General features: G+C 71.6%; 13 protein-coding genes. 10 read left to right on the forward strand and 3 right to left on the reverse strand.

The window, feature by feature from the left end:
• The first annotated feature begins 9 nt into the window (after positions 1-9).
• Positions 10-1635: an N-acyl-D-amino-acid deacylase family protein gene (locus JK359_RS04515; RefSeq protein WP_201831847.1), complete on the forward strand. Its 1626-nt coding sequence runs from the start codon at positions 10-12 to the stop codon at positions 1633-1635.
• Positions 1636-1651: 16 nt separating this feature from the next.
• Here the strand turns inward: JK359_RS04515 and JK359_RS04520 are convergent, their stop codons facing one another.
• Positions 1652-2503, reverse strand: a complete 852-nt coding sequence (locus tag JK359_RS04520; RefSeq protein ID WP_201831849.1) for a S1 family peptidase — start codon at positions 2501-2503, stop codon at positions 1652-1654.
• A gap of 335 nt (positions 2504-2838) precedes the next feature.
• Entirely contained in the window at positions 2839-3252 is a 414-nt protein-coding gene (locus tag JK359_RS38775) for a hypothetical protein (protein WP_236677303.1), read from the reverse strand.
• A 441-nt stretch (positions 3253-3693) separates the two neighbouring features.
• Between JK359_RS38775 and JK359_RS04530 the strand changes: the two genes are divergently transcribed.
• The 6 genes from JK359_RS04530 (at position 3694) to JK359_RS04555 (ending at position 9980) form a co-directional block, all read left to right on the forward strand.
• Positions 3694-4905 carry a pyridoxal phosphate-dependent aminotransferase gene (locus JK359_RS04530; RefSeq protein ID WP_201831857.1) on the forward strand — a complete coding sequence of 404 codons (1212 nt, stop codon included), beginning with the start codon at positions 3694-3696 and terminating at the stop codon, positions 4903-4905.
• A 97-nt stretch (positions 4906-5002) separates the two neighbouring features.
• A complete protein-coding gene (locus JK359_RS04535; RefSeq protein WP_201831859.1) occupies positions 5003-5419 on the forward strand; it encodes an SCO4983 family protein in 417 nt (138 codons plus the stop codon).
• Between the two features lie 173 nt (positions 5420-5592).
• Positions 5593-6669: a substrate-binding domain-containing protein gene (locus tag JK359_RS04540; protein WP_307787962.1), complete on the forward strand. Its 1077-nt coding sequence runs from the start codon at positions 5593-5595 to the stop codon at positions 6667-6669.
• 14 nt (positions 6670-6683) lie between these two features.
• Entirely contained in the window at positions 6684-7853 is a 1170-nt protein-coding gene (locus JK359_RS04545; protein WP_201831862.1) for a toxic anion resistance protein, read from the forward strand.
• A complete protein-coding gene (locus JK359_RS04550; RefSeq protein WP_201831863.1) occupies positions 7850-9391 on the forward strand; it encodes a vWA domain-containing protein in 1542 nt (513 codons plus the stop codon). Before JK359_RS04545 ends, JK359_RS04550 begins: the two co-directional genes overlap by 4 nt.
• On the forward strand, positions 9378-9980 hold the full coding sequence (locus JK359_RS04555) for a hypothetical protein (RefSeq protein WP_201831864.1): 603 nt from the start codon (positions 9378-9380) through the stop codon (positions 9978-9980). The genes JK359_RS04550 and JK359_RS04555 overlap by 14 nt, the downstream gene beginning before the upstream one ends.
• A 114-nt stretch (positions 9981-10094) precedes the next feature.
• Here JK359_RS04555 and JK359_RS04560 read toward each other — a convergent pair whose 3' ends face one another.
• Positions 10095-11918, reverse strand: a complete 1824-nt coding sequence (locus tag JK359_RS04560) for a phosphoenolpyruvate carboxykinase (GTP) (RefSeq protein WP_201831865.1) — start codon at positions 11916-11918, stop codon at positions 10095-10097.
• Positions 11919-12198: 280 nt separating this feature from the next.
• Between JK359_RS04560 and trhA the strand changes: the two genes are divergently transcribed.
• From trhA to JK359_RS04575, 3 genes are all read left to right on the forward strand, one after another.
• Positions 12199-12912 carry a PAQR family membrane homeostasis protein TrhA gene (gene trhA / locus JK359_RS04565; protein WP_201831870.1) on the forward strand — a complete coding sequence of 238 codons (714 nt, stop codon included), beginning with the start codon at positions 12199-12201 and terminating at the stop codon, positions 12910-12912.
• Between the two features lie 118 nt (positions 12913-13030).
• Positions 13031-14599 carry an MFS transporter gene (locus tag JK359_RS04570; protein ID WP_201831873.1) on the forward strand — a complete coding sequence of 523 codons (1569 nt, stop codon included), beginning with the start codon at positions 13031-13033 and terminating at the stop codon, positions 14597-14599.
• 5 nt (positions 14600-14604) lie between these two features.
• The gene (locus JK359_RS04575; protein ID WP_443729072.1) at positions 14605-15237 is read left to right on the forward strand and encodes a TetR/AcrR family transcriptional regulator; all 633 of its coding nucleotides are present in this window, start codon (positions 14605-14607) and stop codon (positions 15235-15237) included.
• Positions 15238-15269 lie beyond the last annotated feature (32 nt).

Below are 15269 nucleotides of genomic sequence, written 5' to 3' on the forward strand. Positions count from 1 at the left end.
GAGGCCCGCGTGGAGCAGCTCGTCATCCGGGACGCGGACGTCGTCGACGGCAGCGGGGAGCCGTCGTACCGGGCCGACGTCGTGATCGACGGCGGCCGGATCGCCTCGATCGTCAAGGAGGCCGCCGCGGCGGGCTGCCAGCGGCCGCGTGCCGTGCGCGAGCTGGACGCGGAGGGCCTGGTCCTCTCCCCCGGCTTCATCGACATGCACGCCCACTCCGACCTGGCCCTGCTGCGCGATCCCGACCACAGCGCGAAGGCCGCCCAGGGGGTCACGCTCGAAGTCCTGGGCCAGGACGGGCTGTCGTACGCCCCGGTGGACGACCGCACGCTGGAGGAGGTGCGCCGGGCGATCACCGGCTGGAACGGGTACGGCGACGACATCGACCTCGACTGGCGGTCGGTCGGCGAGTACCTGGACCGGCTCGACCGCGGTTTCGACGGCCGGGGCATCGCCGTGAACGCGGCCTACCTCGTCCCGCAGGGCACGGTCCGGGCGCTCGCCGTCGGCTGGGAGGACCGCGAGGCGACACCCGCGGAGCTGGACCGGATGCGACGGCTGGTGGCCGAGGGGCTTCAACAGGGGGCGGTCGGCCTGTCCTCGGGGCTCACCTACACCCCGGGCATGTACGCCCCGGACGGCGAACTCACCGAACTGTGCCGGGTGGTGGCCTCGTACGGCGGCTACTACTGCCCCCACCACCGCTCCTACGGCGCCGGCGCCCTGGAGGCCTACGCCGAGATGGTCGCCCTGGCCCGGGAGGCGGGCTGCCCGCTGCACCTGGCGCACGCGACGATGAACTTCGGCGTGAACGAGGGCCGGGCGCCCGAGCTGCTGGCGCTGCTCGACCGGGCCCTGGACGCGGGCGCGGACATCACGCTGGACACCTATCCCTACACCCCGGGCTGCACCACGCTCGCCGCGCTGCTGCCGGGCTGGGCGAGCGCGGGCGGCCCCGAGGAGGTCCTGGCCAGGCTCACCGATCCGGCGACGGCCGAGCGCATCCGGCACGACCTGGAGGTCACCGGCTCCGACGGCCACCACGGCGTGCCGGTGGAGTGGGACACGATCGAGATCTCGGGCGTGAGCGACCCGGCGCTGGGCGACTTCGTGGGCCGTACGGTCCGGGAGGCGGCGCAGCGGCGCGGCGAACCCGCGTGGGACACCGCCCGGCACCTCCTGGTGCGGGACCGGCTGGGCACGACGATCCTGCACCACGTGGGCCACGAGGAGAACGTCCGCACGATCATGCGGCACCGGGCGCACACCGGCGGTTCCGACGGCATCCTGCAGGGCGCCAAGCCGCACCCCCGCGCCTACGGCACCTTCCCGCGCTATCTCGGCCACTACGTGCGGGAGTTGGGCCTGCTGACGCTGGAGGAGTGTGTCACCCGCCTCACCGGCCGGCCCGCGGCCCGGCTGCGCCTGCCGGACCGCGGCCTGGTGCGCGAGGGGTACCGGGCCGACCTGGTCCTGTTCGACCCGGACACGGTCGCGCCCGGCGCCACCTTCGCCGAGCCCCGGGCGCTGCCGGCCGGCATCCCGCACGTGCTGATCGACGGCCGGTTCGTCGTCGAGGACGGGAAGCGGACGGACGTCCTGGCGGGGCGGGCGGTCCGGCGCACCCCGGCGTGACCGCCCGCCGCCGGGGTTACGGCTTGGGCAGGGTGCAGCCGGCGGCGCTCAGGTTGAGCTTGTTGCCGGTGGTGAAGCAGGCCGGGATGTTGTAGGTCTCCTGGGCGTAGTTGATGCCCTGGCGGACGGTGACGTTGCCGTTGGCGTCGACCTCGCACGGGTTGTTCACCGTGCACCGCTCGCCGTCCTCGTTGCCCGTGTTGTTCACGGCGACGACCTTGCCGGTGGCGGTGTCGACGACCGGGGAGCCGGAGGTGCCGCCGATGGTGTTGCAGGCGGAGGTGTAGCGCAGCGAGTCCTTGAAGGTCCAGTCGCCCTCCTTCAGCCGGTACACGAAGCCGTCCACGTTGCAGCTGTAGATGCGCTTCCAGTAGCCGGAGACCACCTTGATGGCGGTACCGGCGGTGGGGTGCGTGTCCTGCACGGTGAGCGGGCTGATGCCGTACGAGTTCTTGATCGCCGAGTACGTGGTGGTGGTGCGGTAGATCGTGACGTCCGTGTCCGTCATGGTCGAGTAGACGACCTGGTTGGCGCGGAGGGTCCCGATCCTGGTGCCGGAGGCGTTCAGCAGGCCGAAGCTGCGGCTGGAGGACTGGCCCGTGATGACCTCACCGGCGTCCGGCATGCCGGTCTCCAGGCAGTGGCCGTTGGTCAGCACGAGCGCCGGGTCGGTGTCCGCCGAGTTGGGGAAGCGGATGACGGAGCCGGAGCAGTTGCTGAGCGAGACGGTGCCGGCGAAGTTGACGGTCACCGCCTTGGCCGACTGCGGGGCGGCGGTCCCGGCGCCCTGGGGTGCGGCGACGGCCGGGGTCGCGCCCAGCCCGGCTATCGCCAGGGTGGAGAGCGCGGCAAGGAGAGGCTTGTTCATGTGGGGGTCCCCTCTTACGACTTGGGCGACCGGAGTCTTCCGGCCGCCCCTCGGTTGTCATGCGCATTCTCAGCGCAGAGAGGGGCCGGGACAAGAAGCCGAGCCAGGCCGTAGGGGTTTCCCTGTGCGCAGACACCTCAGGGCGGGCGGTACCGGATCACCGCGGCCGTGGGCCCTGCCGCGGTTCCTCTGCCCGCAGACACCCAGGACGGGCGGTACGGGATCACCGCGGCCGTGGGTCCTGCCGCGGTTGCTCTGCCCGCAGAACACCCAGGACGGGCGGTAGGGGTCGCCGCGGCCGTGGGCCCTGCCGCGGTTCCGCCGCGCGCAGGCGCTCAGCCCGGGCGGTTCGGATTGCCGCGGCCGTGGCCGTGGCCCTTGCCGACGGGCGTGGTCGAGGACGTCACCGTCGGCACGGCGGTCGTCCGCGCGGGCGTCGGGGTGCCCGACTCCGACGCGGCCGGCGCGGAGGTCGTGGCCGCCGGACCGCCTGCCGTCCCGCCCTCCTCCGTGGCGCCGGCCGCCGGGGAGGACGCGACCGGGCCGGACGAGGGCGCGCCGGAGCCGTCGCCGGCCGCCGGGGACGCCGTGGCCGGGGACGCCGTGGCCGGGGACGCGGTGTCCGCGCTCGGGCTCGCCGGAGCCGAACCGACCCCTGCGACGCCTCCGCGGCTCCCGGGACCCGCCCCGTCCGGGGTGTCCGAACCGCCCAGGGCGGCGAACGCCGCCACGGCACCGGCCACGGCCACGCCCAGGGTTCCGGCGACGACCGCGACCCGGCGGCGGCCACCGCCGCGCCGTTCCGCCCGCCGTCGCGGCGGACTCCCACACCGTCTCCTCCGACTCCGACTCCGCGGCCTCGGTCCCGGCCCCGGACAGGGCGGGCAGCTCGCGCGTCTCGTCGTACGCGTTCTGCCAGCCGTGCGCCATGGCCGGGTCGGCGTACTCCTCGTAGGCCGGGGCCGGCGCCGGCTGCGGCTGGTACACGTTCGGCCGGACCCCGGGCGCACCACCCGCTCCGTGCACGCCGAACGCCCCCGCCTCGTACTCCCGTTCCGTGGACATGCCAGCGGATTGTAGGGACGCAAGTGACTCCTGAGACAGCCGAAGGCGATATCCGGGCAAACCTCGGTGTCTCACGTGGCGGAAAACACGGCCCAGGGGGCTTTACCGGGCCGTAAGCTCACGACATGCAGGTGATCCAGTCGACCAAGCTCGCCAACGTCTGTTACGAGATCCGGGGCCCGGTGCTCGAGGAGGCGATGCGGCTGGAGGCAGCCGGTCACCGCATCCTCAAGCTGAACACCGGCAACCCGGCCGCGTTCGGCTTCGAGTGCCCGCCGGAGATCCTGGAGGACATCCTCCGCAACGTCTCCAGCGCGCACGGCTACGGCGACGCCAAGGGTCTGCTGGCCGCCCGCCGCGCGGTCGTCATGCACAACCAGACCATCGGCATCGAGACGGACGTCGAGCACGTCTTCATCGGCAACGGCGTCTCCGAGCTGATCGTGATGGCGATGCAGGGCCTGCTGGACGACGGCGACGAGGTCCTCGTACCGTCCCCGGACTACCCGCTGTGGACCGCGGCCGTCTCCCTGTCCGGCGGCACCGCCGTCCACTACCGCTGCGACGAGCAGTCCGACTGGATGCCCGACCTCGCCGACGTCGAGCGCAAGGTGACCGACCGCACCAAGGCGATCGTCATCATCAACCCGAACAACCCCACCGGCGCGGTCTACGACGAGGCCGTGCTCAAGGGCCTGACGGACATCGCGCGCCGCCACAATCTGCTGGTCTGCTCGGACGAGATCTACGACAAGATCCTCTATGACGGCGCCACGCACACCCCGACCGCGAAGATCGCGCCCGATCTGCTGACCCTCACCTTCAACGGCATGTCGAAGGCGTACCGGGTGGCCGGCTACCGCGTCGGCTGGATGTCCGTCTCCGGCCCGCGCGCCCACGCCGACTCCTACCTCGAAGGCCTGACGATCCTGGCGAACATGCGGCTGTGCGCGAACATGCCGGGCCAGCACGGGGTGGTCGCCGCGCTCAGCGGACGCCAGTCGATCAACGACCTGGTGCTGCCGGGCGGGCGGCTGAAGGAGCAGATGGACACGGCGTACGAGCTGCTGACGCAGATCCCGGGCGTGAGCTGCGTCCGCCCCAAGGGCGCGCTGTACCTCTTCCCGCGCCTCGACCCCCAGGCATTCAAGATCAGGGACGACCGGCAGCTGGTCCTGGACCTGCTGCGACAGGAAAAGATCATGGTGGTGCAGGGCACGGGCTTCAACTGGCCCGAGCCGGATCACTTCCGGGTGGTGACCCTGCCGACGGTCGCCGATCTGCGGGACGCGGTGACCCGGATCGGGAACTTCCTGGACGGATACGGGCAGCCGTAGCGGACCGAGACCGGCGGACCGCAGTCCGTGAACCGACTCAACTTTAGACGAAATCTAAGCTAGGATGGCTTCCTGAGAGCACAGGAGGCCGTCCCCCATGTACGAACCGATCCGCACCAAGTCGGTCCACACGCCGGCCGGCACCCCCTCCGACTTCCCCCACCGGTCACGCGAGGAGGAGCTGGACATCCAGCTCGCCGGGCATCTCGCCGCGCTGCTCGCCGTCACCGACGAACTGCGCGCCCTGACCCCGTCCGCCGGCCTGGACACGGCCGCGGAGCGCCTCGCGGAGCAGGTGGCCCGGCTGCGGGGCGGTCGTACGCCGCTGCGGGCGGCGCCGGCCGCGACGGGTGACCCGGTCGCCCTGCACCGGCGCGCCCACACGCTCGCCGGGCGGGCGCTGGTGGTCGCCGCGTCCCGTGCGGACACGGCGGTGGCGATCCTCACGGCCGAGCGGATGGACGCGCACACCGCCGCGCTGTCCGGGCCGAAGGAACTCAGCACCGCCAACTGACCCCCCAGGGGGTCCCACGATCGGCCCCGGTCCGCGTGCACCCGCAGCGACACGCGGACCGGGCGCCACACACCGCACCGGCTCCGGCGCGTTGCAGGGCCGGGGCCGGTATGTCACCTCCCGTTCACCGGCCCCCTCGGGGAATGTTGGGTTCCGCGAGCACGCTCTGCCGCGTGAGACGTATCGCGGGAATCGTCCTCGCGGTCCTGTTGCTCGGTGGCGTGGTGGCCGCCGTCGTCGCGGGCCGGCAAGGGGAGGACAAGGGCACGGCAACGAAGACCGTGCGTGGAGTGATCGGATCGGAGAAGGCCGACTTCTTCGCCGATCCCGACGTGGTGAAGGCCCTCGCCGCCAAGGGCTACACCGTGAAGGCCGAGGCCTCCGGGTCCTGGGCCATGGAAGGGCTGGACCTCAAGGGCTACGACTTCGCCTTCCCGTCCAGCCAGGCGCCCGCCCGCCAACTGGCCCACAAGTACCACGTGCAGGAGCCGCTGCCCCGGCCCTTCTACTCGCCGCTGGTCGTCGTGGCCCACCGCAGCGCGGCCGACGTGCTCGCGGGCAACGGACTCGCGACCCTGGACGGCAGGAACCGCGGCACGCTGAAGATGCGCGCCTATCTCGACGCCGCCCGGCACGACCGGACCTGGCAGCAACTCAAGGGGGCCACGAAGTACGGCGAGCTGACCGGGGCGCTGTACATCGCCAGCACCGACCCCGAGTCCTCCAACTCCGGTGCCCTGTACCTCGCGGCCTCCTCGTACGTCGCGGGCGGCGGCAAGGTGGTGTCGGGCAAGGCCGACGTGGAGCGCACCGCTCCCCTGCTGCACAAGCTGGTCAGCGTCCAGGGCGCCCAGCAGTCCAGTTCGGACGCGGTGTTCCGGGACTTCGTCAGCGGCGCCGGGAACCCGCTGGTTCTGGTGTACGAGTCGCAGGTGGCCGCCCTGCTCGCGGAGCAGCACGCGGTGGACGACCTCGTCGTGCTGTACCCCGACACCACGGTCAACAGCGACCACACCGTCGTACCGCTCGACGCGGCCGGCCGGGCGTTGGGCGAGCTGCTCAGCACCGACCCGGCCCTGCGCAAGCTCGCCGTACGGCACGGCTTCCGGCCGCAGGGCGACGCCGCCGAATTCGTCGCCGCCACCGGCGACCGATCCGCCTACCTCAACCAGAAGCTCACCGGCGTCCGGCAGGCGCCCGTGCCCACCTCCGGGGTGCTGCACGACATGGCCCGCCGGGCCCGCGGATGACGGGGAACCAGCACATGACCAGCACTGACAGCGAGTTCACGCTCACGCCGCCCGAGGCCGTCACGCCCGTCCCGAAGGACAAGGCCGGCGGGCTGGTGCCCGTCGAGGACGGGGTGCGTACCGACATGGCCCGCAAGGCCGCCGCCTTCGTCGAGCAGCTGGCCTCGCTCGACGCCCGCTCACCCGAGTTCGCGGGCAAGGTCGGTGAGATCACCGGACTCGGCGCGGGCGAGATGCGCACCGCCGCAGCACAGTCCAACCGGATGCTGGAGCGGGCCGTGCGCAGCCTGCCCGGCAAGGGCGGGGACGCCCAGGCGAAGGTCGCCGGCTCGCTCGTGGAACTGCGCCGGGTCGTGGAGGACCTGGACCCGCGGGACCTGCCCGCGAACAAGGGACGCAGGTTCCTGTCCCGGCTGCCCGGCGGCAACAAGCTGCGCGACCACCTCGCCAAGTACGCCTCCGCGCAGGGCACGCTCAACACCATCGTGGGCGCGCTGCGCGGCGGGCAGGACGAACTGCGCCGCGACAACGCCGCGTTGCAGACCGAGCGGGTGCGGCTGTGGGAGACCATGGGCAAGCTCCAGGAGTACGTCGTGCTCACCCAGGCCCTGGACACCGCCGTGGAGGAGCACATCACCGGGGTCGGCGACCCGCAGGACGCCGACACCCTCCGCGCCGACGTGCTCTTCCCGGTCCGGCAGAAGAACCAGGACCTGCTCACCCAGCTCGCGGTGTGCGCCCAGGGCTACCTGGCCATGGACGTCGTACGCCGCAACAACGAGGAACTGATCAAGGGCGTCGACCGGGCCGCCACGACCACCGTCTCGGCCCTGCGCATCTCCGTGATGCTGGCCTCCGCCCTGGACCACCAGAAGAAGGTGGTGGAGCAGGTCAACGCGCTGCGCGGGACCACGGAGGACCTCATCCGGGGCAATGCCGAGATGCTCGCCACGCAGAGCGGCGAGATCCAGCGCATCGCCGCCGACCCGGCCGTCGGCGCCGAGACCCTGCGTTCGGCCTTCCAGCAGATCTACCGCACCCTCGACGCCATCGACAGCTACAAGGTGCAGGCGACCGAGGTCATGGCGAACACCGTCCGGTCGCTCACGGACGAACTGCACAGCGCCTCCGCCCACCTTGAGCGCAGCCGCGCCCAGGGGGCACTCGAAGGGGGCCTCGGATGAGACGACGCCCCCTGCTCGCCCTCGCCGTCGCCACGGCCGCGCTGCTGACCGCCTGCACGGCCGAGGCGGAGCACAAGGACGATCCGGCCGCCCCGAAGCCCGGCACCCTCCGGGTCCTGGCCTCCAGCGAACTCAGCGACATGACCGCCGTCTTCGACCGCGTCCGCAAGGACACCGGCGTCACGATCCGGCCGACCTACATGGGCACCCTGGACGCGGTCGACCTGCTCGCCCGGGGCAAGGCGGACGGGGCGTACGACGCGCTGTGGCTGTCCTCCGACGACTACCTGCGGCTGCGGCCCGAGGCCGCGAAGAAGGTCGTCTCCGAGACACCCGTCATGTCCAGCCCGGTCGCCGTCGGCGTGAAGCCGGCCACCGTCCGGGCCCTCGGCTGGAAGCCGGGCTCCGTCACCTGGTCGCAGGTCGAACAGGCCGTGCAGGACGGCAGGCTGACCTACGGCATGACCGACCCGGCCCGCTCCAACTCCGGCTTCGCCACGCTGGTCTCGGTCGCCTCCGCGCTCTCCGGCGCCCAGTCGGCGCTCACCGACGCCGACGTGGCGAAGGCGACGCCCCGGCTGAAGGAGTTCTTCAAGGGGCAGAAGCTGACCTCGGGTTCGTCGGGCTGGCTGGCCACCGCCTACCGGCGGCGCGGCACCGTCGACGCCCTGCTCAACTACGAGTCCGTCCTGGAGGGCATCCCGGGCCTCACCGTGATCCGGCCCCGTGACGGCGTCGTCACCGCCGACTACCCGTTCTCCTCGCTCGCCGCCACCGGCGCCCGCACCCGCGAGGACGTCCGCAAGGTGACCGCGGACCTGCGCACCGACGCCGTCCAGCAACTGATCACCGAGACCACCCACCGGCGCCCGGTCGTCCCCTCGGTACGGCCCGCCGCCGGCCTGGACACCGCCCGGCGCCGCGAGCTGCCCTTCCCCGGCAGCCGCTCGGTCGCCGACGGGCTCCTCGACTCGTACGAGAACGAGCTGCGCCGCCCCTCCCGCACGGTGTACGTCCTCGACACCTCCGGCTCCATGGAGGGCGGCCGGATCGCCGCGCTGAAGAAGGCGCTGGCCGGACTCACCGGCGACTTCCGGGACCGCGAGGAGGTGACGCTGATGCCGTTCGGCTCGGCGGTGAAGAGCGTGCGCACCCACGTGGTGGACCCCGGGGACCCGGAAGCGGGCCTCGACGCCATCCGCCGGGACACCGACGCGCTCAGCGCCGACGGCGGCACCGCCATCTACACCTCGCTGGAACAGGCGTACGACCAGCTGGGCGCCGGCAAGGACGCCTTCACCTCGATCGTGCTGATGACGGACGGCGAGAACACCGCCGGCGCCGAGGCGGGCGACTTCGACGGCTTCTACCGTGCCCTCGGCGGCAGCCGGCGGGAGATCCCCGTCTTCCCCATCCTCTTCGGCGACTCCTCCCGCTCGGAGCTGCAGCACATCGCCGACCTGACCGGCGGCCGGCTCTTCGACGCCCAGCAGGGCTCGCTGGACGGCGCCTTCGAGGAGATCCGTGGCTACCAGTAAGGTCCTCGGCTACCTGGAGTCCCGCAAGAACCTCGCCGGCAGCGCCTGCGGGCTGGTCGGCCTGGCGCTGACGTTCACCGGGCTGGCGGGAGCGTACTGGCCGGTCGTGGTGGCGGGTCTGTACGGCGCCGGCGCACTGGTCGCCCCGCCCGAGCGGCCCGCCCTGCCCGACTTCCCGAGCCCGTCGGCCCAGCTGGAGGCGGTGCGCGCCGACTTCCAGAAGCTCGGCGGCTATCTCGCGGACATCGATCTGCCGCCCGCGGCCGCCGCCCGGCTCACCGAGCTGACCGGCCTGCTGAGCGCGCTGCTCGAGCCGGGCTGGGTCGCCGAGGCCCTCGCCCAGGACCCGGAGGGCGTGCACACCGTCTCCCGGGCGGTACGGCAGGACATCCCCGAGGCCGTGGACGCCTTCGTCCGCACCCGCTGGTGGACGCGCCTGACACCGGGCACGGAACCGCCGGAACGGCACCTGGAACGCCAGCTCGGCCTGCTCCACGAAGAGGCCGGACTACTGGCCTCGGCCCTGCGGGACGCGGAGCAGCGCCGACAGGAGTCGCACACGCGGTACCTGGAGGACCGCTCACCGTGAGAGCGAAGGGCCCGCACGCCGTTGTGCGGGCCCTCGGGCATGTCCGCGGCCGGCCGTGACGATCGCTGGTCAGGGCACATCCAAGCCGGCCGCGGAGTCTTTCGGGTGCTGGGCTCAGCCCAGGCGCTCCACCAGCGCCCGGTACTGGTCCCACAGCTCCTTCGGGGTGTGGTCACCGAAGGTGTTGAGGTGCTCGGGGACCAGGGCGGCCTCCTCGCGCCAGACCTCCGTGTCGACCTTGAGCAGGAAGTCCAGGTCGGAGTCGGACAGTTCCAGGCCCGCGGTGTCCAGCGCGTCCTTCGTCGGCAGGACACCGATCGGGGTCTCGACGCCCTCGGCCTTGCCGTCCAGCCGCTCCACGATCCACTTCAGGACACGGGAGTTCTCGCCGAAACCGGGCCAGACGAACTTGCCCTCGTCGTTCTTGCGGAACCAGTTGACGTAGTAGATCTTCGGCAGCTTGGACTGGTCCTTGTCCTTGGCCACGTCGACCCAGTGGGCCATGTAGTCGCCCATGTTGTAGCCGCAGAACGGGAGCATCGCGAACGGGTCGCGGCGCAGCTCGCCGACCTTGCCCTCGGCCGCGGCGGTCTTCTCGGAGGCCACGTTGGCGCCGAGGAAGACGCCGTGGTTCCAGTCGAAGGACTCCGTCACCAGCGGCACCGCGGTGGCGCGCCGGCCACCGAACAGGATCGCCGAGATCGGCACGCCCTTGGGGTCCTCCCACTCGGGCGCGATGATCGGGCACTGCGAGGCCGGCACGGTGAAGCGGGCGTTGGGGTGGGCGGCCGGGGTCTCGGACGCCGGCGTCCACTCGTTGCCCTTCCAGTCGGTCAGGCGGGCCGGGGACTCCTCGGTCATGCCCTCCCACCACACGTCGCCGTCGTCGGTGAGGGCGACGTTGGTGAAGACCGCGTTGCCCCACAGGGTCTTCATCGCGTTGGCGTTGGTGTGCTCACCGGTGCCGGGCGCGACGCCGAAGAAGCCGGCCTCGGGGTTGATCGCGTAGAGGCGGCCGTCCTCGCCGAAGCGCATCCAGGCGATGTCGTCGCCGATGGTCTCCACGGTCCAGCCGGAGATCGTGGGCTCCAGCATGGCGAGGTTGGTCTTGCCGCAGGCGGACGGGAACGCCGCGGCGACGTACTTGGACTCGCCCTGCGGCGGGGTCAGCTTGAGGATCAGCATGTGCTCGGCGAGCCAGCCCTCGTCACGCGCCATGACGGAGGCGATGCGCAGGGCGTAGCACTTCTTGCCGAGCAGGGCGTTGCCGCCGTAGCCGGAGCCGTAGGACCAGATCTCGCGGGACTCGGGGAAGTGCGAGATGTACTTGGTGGAGTTGCACGGCCACGGAACGTCCTCCTGGCCCTCCGCCAGCGGGGCGCCGAGGGTGTGGACGGCCTTGACGAAGAAGCCCTCGTCGCCCAGCTCGTCCAGCACGGCCTGGCCCATGCGCGTCATCGTGCGCATCGAGACGGCGACGTACGCGGAGTCGGTGATCTCCACGCCGAGCGCGGACAGCGGGGAGCCGAGCGGGCCCATGCAGAAGGGCACGACGTACATCGTGCGGCCCCGCATGGAGCCCCGGAACAGGCCCTTCTCACCGGAGAAGATCTCCCGCATCTCGGCGGGGGCCTTCCAGTGGTTGGTCGGGCCCGCGTCATCCTCCTTCTCGGAGCAGATGAAGGTGCGGTCCTCGACGCGCGCGACGTCGGTCGGGTCGGAGGCGGCGTAGTAGGAGTGCGGGCGCTTGATCGGGTCGAGCTTCTTGAACGTTCCCTTGGCGACCAGTTCCTCGCACAGCCGCTCGTACTCGGCCTCGGAGCCGTCACACCAGACCACACGGTCCGGCTGTGTCAGTTCAGCGATCTCGTTGACCCACGAGACCAGTTCCTGGTGGTTGGTGGGGACGCCGGTGGGAGCCGCGATGTCGCGCGCCACGATTGCTCCTAAAAGAGGGATTTTTTGTCTTGTCGCCCCGTGGGGGCCGCGACCCGGACGCTTCGTAGCCGCTCATCCGGTGCCGACCGCACTCATTTGATCATCCGATTCTAGTGCGCATCTGTCCAGAGGGCATCACAGGTGAGCGACGTGAGGAATCCCACGGTTAACGTGATTCTTTGCGTCCACATTGGGTTCAGCTGAAGGACTTTTTGCTGCGCCCGGTTCGATCACCCTGCATTGATGGGCGACTTACGCAAGCGTCGGTACCATGCGGCGCATGACTGCGTCCGTCCCCGACGCGCCCATGGACACGCCGGCCGCCGGCCGTGGTCCGGTGGCGCTCTCCTTGCCGCATCCGGTCAAGCCCAGGCTCCGCGGCTGGCTGCACCTCGGCATGTTCCCGGCCGTACTCATCGCGGGCCTCGTGCTCACCGCCCTCGCCGACTCGACCAGAGGCCGCATCGCCTGCGGCATCTACGTCCTGACGGCCTGTCTGCTGTTCGGCGTCAGCGCGCTGTACCACCGGGGCAACTGGAGCCCCCGCATGGACGGCGTGCTGCGCCGCCTGGATCACGCCAACATCTTCCTGATCATCGCGGGCACCTACACACCGCTCACCCTGCTGCTCCTGCCCGACAGCAAGGGCCGGTGGCTGCTGTGGGGCATCTGGGCCGCCGCGGCGGCCGGCATCGTCTTCCGCGTCTTCTGGGTCGGCGCCCCGCGCTGGCTGTACACGCCCTGCTACATCGCGATGGGCTGGGCGGCCGTCTTCTTCCTGCCCGACTTCCTGCGCACCGGCGGCATCGCCGTCCTCGTCCTGGTGGTCGTCGGCGGCCTGCTCTACAGCGCCGGCGGCGTCGTCTACGGCATCAAGCGCCCGAACCCGTCACCGCGCTGGTTCGGCTTCCACGAGGTCTTCCACTCCCTCACCCTCGCCGCGTTCGTCGTCCACTACGTCGGCATCTCACTGGTGGCGTACCAGCACGCGTAACCGCACCGTCCCGCCGGCCCGGAAGCGGCCACGACTCGTCCGAGTCGTGGCCGCTTCCACGTTTCCGTCATCGCATATCGATTGACACTCCCATGATTTTGAGAGTTACTTTCATTTCATGGTTACTGTCACACATTCCGCCGGGACGCGGCACGCCCCCTCACGCCGCTGGTGGGCCCTCGGGGCCCTGGTCGCGAGCATGCTGGTGCTCGGCTTCGACACGACGATCCTCAACGTGGCCCTGCCGACCATGGCCGAGCAGCTGGGCGCGACCACCGGTCAGCAGCAGTGGATGGCGGACGCGTACATCGTGGTGTTCGCCGCGCTCATGCTCCCGGCCGGCCTGCTCGGCGACCGGTTCGGACGGCGGCTGATGCTGATCACCGGGCTCGTGATCTTCCTCGCCGGCTCGCTGGTGGGCGCCGTCGCCGGCGACGTGGACGCGGTCGTCGCCGCCCGCGCGGTCATGGGCGTCGGCGCGGCGCTGATCACTCCGCTCGCCCTGTCGGTGCTGCCCTCGCTGTTCGGTCCTGACGAGCGCACCAAGGCCGTGAGCATCATCTCGACCGCATCGGCGCTCGGCCTCCCGCTCGGCCCGATCATCGGCGGCTGGCTGCTCGACCACTTCTGGTGGGGTTCGGTGTTCCTGGTCAACGTGCCCATGGCGGCGATCGGCATCGCGGCCTGCGTGTTCCTGCTCCCCGAGACCAGGGACCCCGCCTCCCCCCGGGTCGACGCCCTCTCCACGGCCTGCGCCGCGGCCGGCCTCGGCGCCCTCGTCTACGCGATCATCGAGGCCCCCGACCGCGGCTGGAGCGACCCCCTGGTCCTTGGCCTGCTCGCCGCGGCGACGGCCCTGATCGCCCTGCTGGTGCTGTGGGAACGCCGGACGGACCGCCCCATGCTCGACATGACCCTGCTCGGCCACCGGGGTTTCCTGCTCAACACCGTCGCCGCGACCCTGGTGATGTTCGTGCTGTCCGGCCTGCTGTTCGTGCTGCCGCAGTACCTCCAGGCCGTGCTCGGCAACGACGCGCTCGGCACCGGTGTCCGGCTGCTGCCGATGATCGGCGGTCTGATGGCCGCCACGCGCGGGGCGCCGCTCACCGTCCAGCGGTTCGGTGCCCGCGCCACGGTCAGCGCGGGCCTGGTGGTGCTCGCCTTCGCCGCGTTCCTCGGCAGCCGTACGACGGCCGGCTCCGGCTACGGCTTCACCGCGCTGTGGCTCTCCATCGCCGGCGTCGGATTCGGTTTCGCGCTGGTCCCGGCCATGTCGGGGGCGCTCGCCACCCTGCCGAAGGACCGGGCCGGCAGCGGCTCGGGGCTGCTCATGACGCTGCGCCAGGTCGGCGGTGCCATCGGCATCGCCCTGCTCGGCAGCCTGCTGGCCGGTGCCTTCCGCGACCGGCTGGACGTGACCGCACTGCCCCCGGGGCTCGCGGACACCGCCGGGGACTCCGTCGTCGCCGCCCACCTCGTGGCCCGGCAGGCGGGCTCGGCGCACCTGGCGGCCTCCGCGGACGGCGCGTACGTCCACGGCATGGGCCTGGTCCTGCTGGTGTGCGGCGCGGCGGCACTCGTCTCGGCACTGCTGGCCGCCGCGTTCCTGCCGGGCACGCCCGCCACGACGACCGGGCCGGGGGACGCCGCGCAGATGGTCACGCCGGGGAGCGATGCCGGACAATGACCCGCATGACGGCCGCACGTTCCCCCTACGACCCCGCCGACCGCCCCCGACTCGGGCTGCGGGAGCGGAAGAAGATCAAGACCCGTGAGGCGATCCGGGCCGCGACCTACGCACTGGTCAGGGAGCAGGGGTACGACGCCACGACGATCGAGCAGATCGCCGAGCGGGCGGAGGTGTCGCCGTCGACCGTCTTCCGCTACTTCCCGACCAAGGAGGACATCGTCCTCACGGACGAGTACGACCCGCTGATGCTGGAGGAGCTGCGCGCACGGCCCGAGGACGAGCCGTGGATGGACTCCCTCCGGCACGTGATGCGCAAGGCCCTCGACCTGAGCGAGCAGGAGGACCCCGAGGTGCTCCGGCTGCGGGCGCAGCTCGGGTACCAGGTCCCCGCCATCCGCTCCCGCTACTTCGAGAGCATGACCGAGACCGGGCGCCTGCTCCGCCGGGCCCTCGCGGAGCGCACCGGCCGCGACCCGGAGAGCCTGGAGGTGCGGGTCAGCGCGATGGCCCTCATCGGCGGCATGATGGAGGTCTCCATGTACTGGGCGGAGAACGGCTTCGAGGGTGAGCTGCGGGACCTCATGGAGCGGGCCCTGGACGTCATGGAGCACGGCCCGGCCGCCGAAAACCCCTGAGGTCCACGTCACCGTCCATGACATCCTGGCGG

The organism is Streptomyces actinomycinicus (genome assembly GCF_016741775.1).
GTDB lineage: Bacteria > Actinomycetota > Actinomycetes > Streptomycetales > Streptomycetaceae > Streptomyces > Streptomyces actinomycinicus.

Coding starts and splice junctions, on each gene's coding strand:
- JK359_RS04535 (WP_201831859.1), top strand. CDS start 5,003: ATGTACGAACCGATCCGCACCAAGTCGGTCCACACGCCGGCCGGCACC.
- JK359_RS04575 (WP_443729072.1), top strand. CDS start 14,605: ATGACGGCCGCACGTTCCCCCTACGACCCCGCCGACCGCCCCCGACTC.
- JK359_RS04570 (WP_201831873.1), top strand. CDS start 13,031: ATGGTTACTGTCACACATTCCGCCGGGACGCGGCACGCCCCCTCACGC.
- trhA (WP_201831870.1), top strand. CDS start 12,199: ATGACTGCGTCCGTCCCCGACGCGCCCATGGACACGCCGGCCGCCGGC.
- JK359_RS04545 (WP_201831862.1), top strand. CDS start 6,684: ATGACCAGCACTGACAGCGAGTTCACGCTCACGCCGCCCGAGGCCGTC.
- JK359_RS04530 (WP_201831857.1), top strand. CDS start 3,694: ATGCAGGTGATCCAGTCGACCAAGCTCGCCAACGTCTGTTACGAGATC.
- JK359_RS04550 (WP_201831863.1), top strand. CDS start 7,850: ATGAGACGACGCCCCCTGCTCGCCCTCGCCGTCGCCACGGCCGCGCTG.
- JK359_RS04520 (WP_201831849.1), bottom strand. CDS start 2,503: ATGAACAAGCCTCTCCTTGCCGCGCTCTCCACCCTGGCGATAGCCGGG.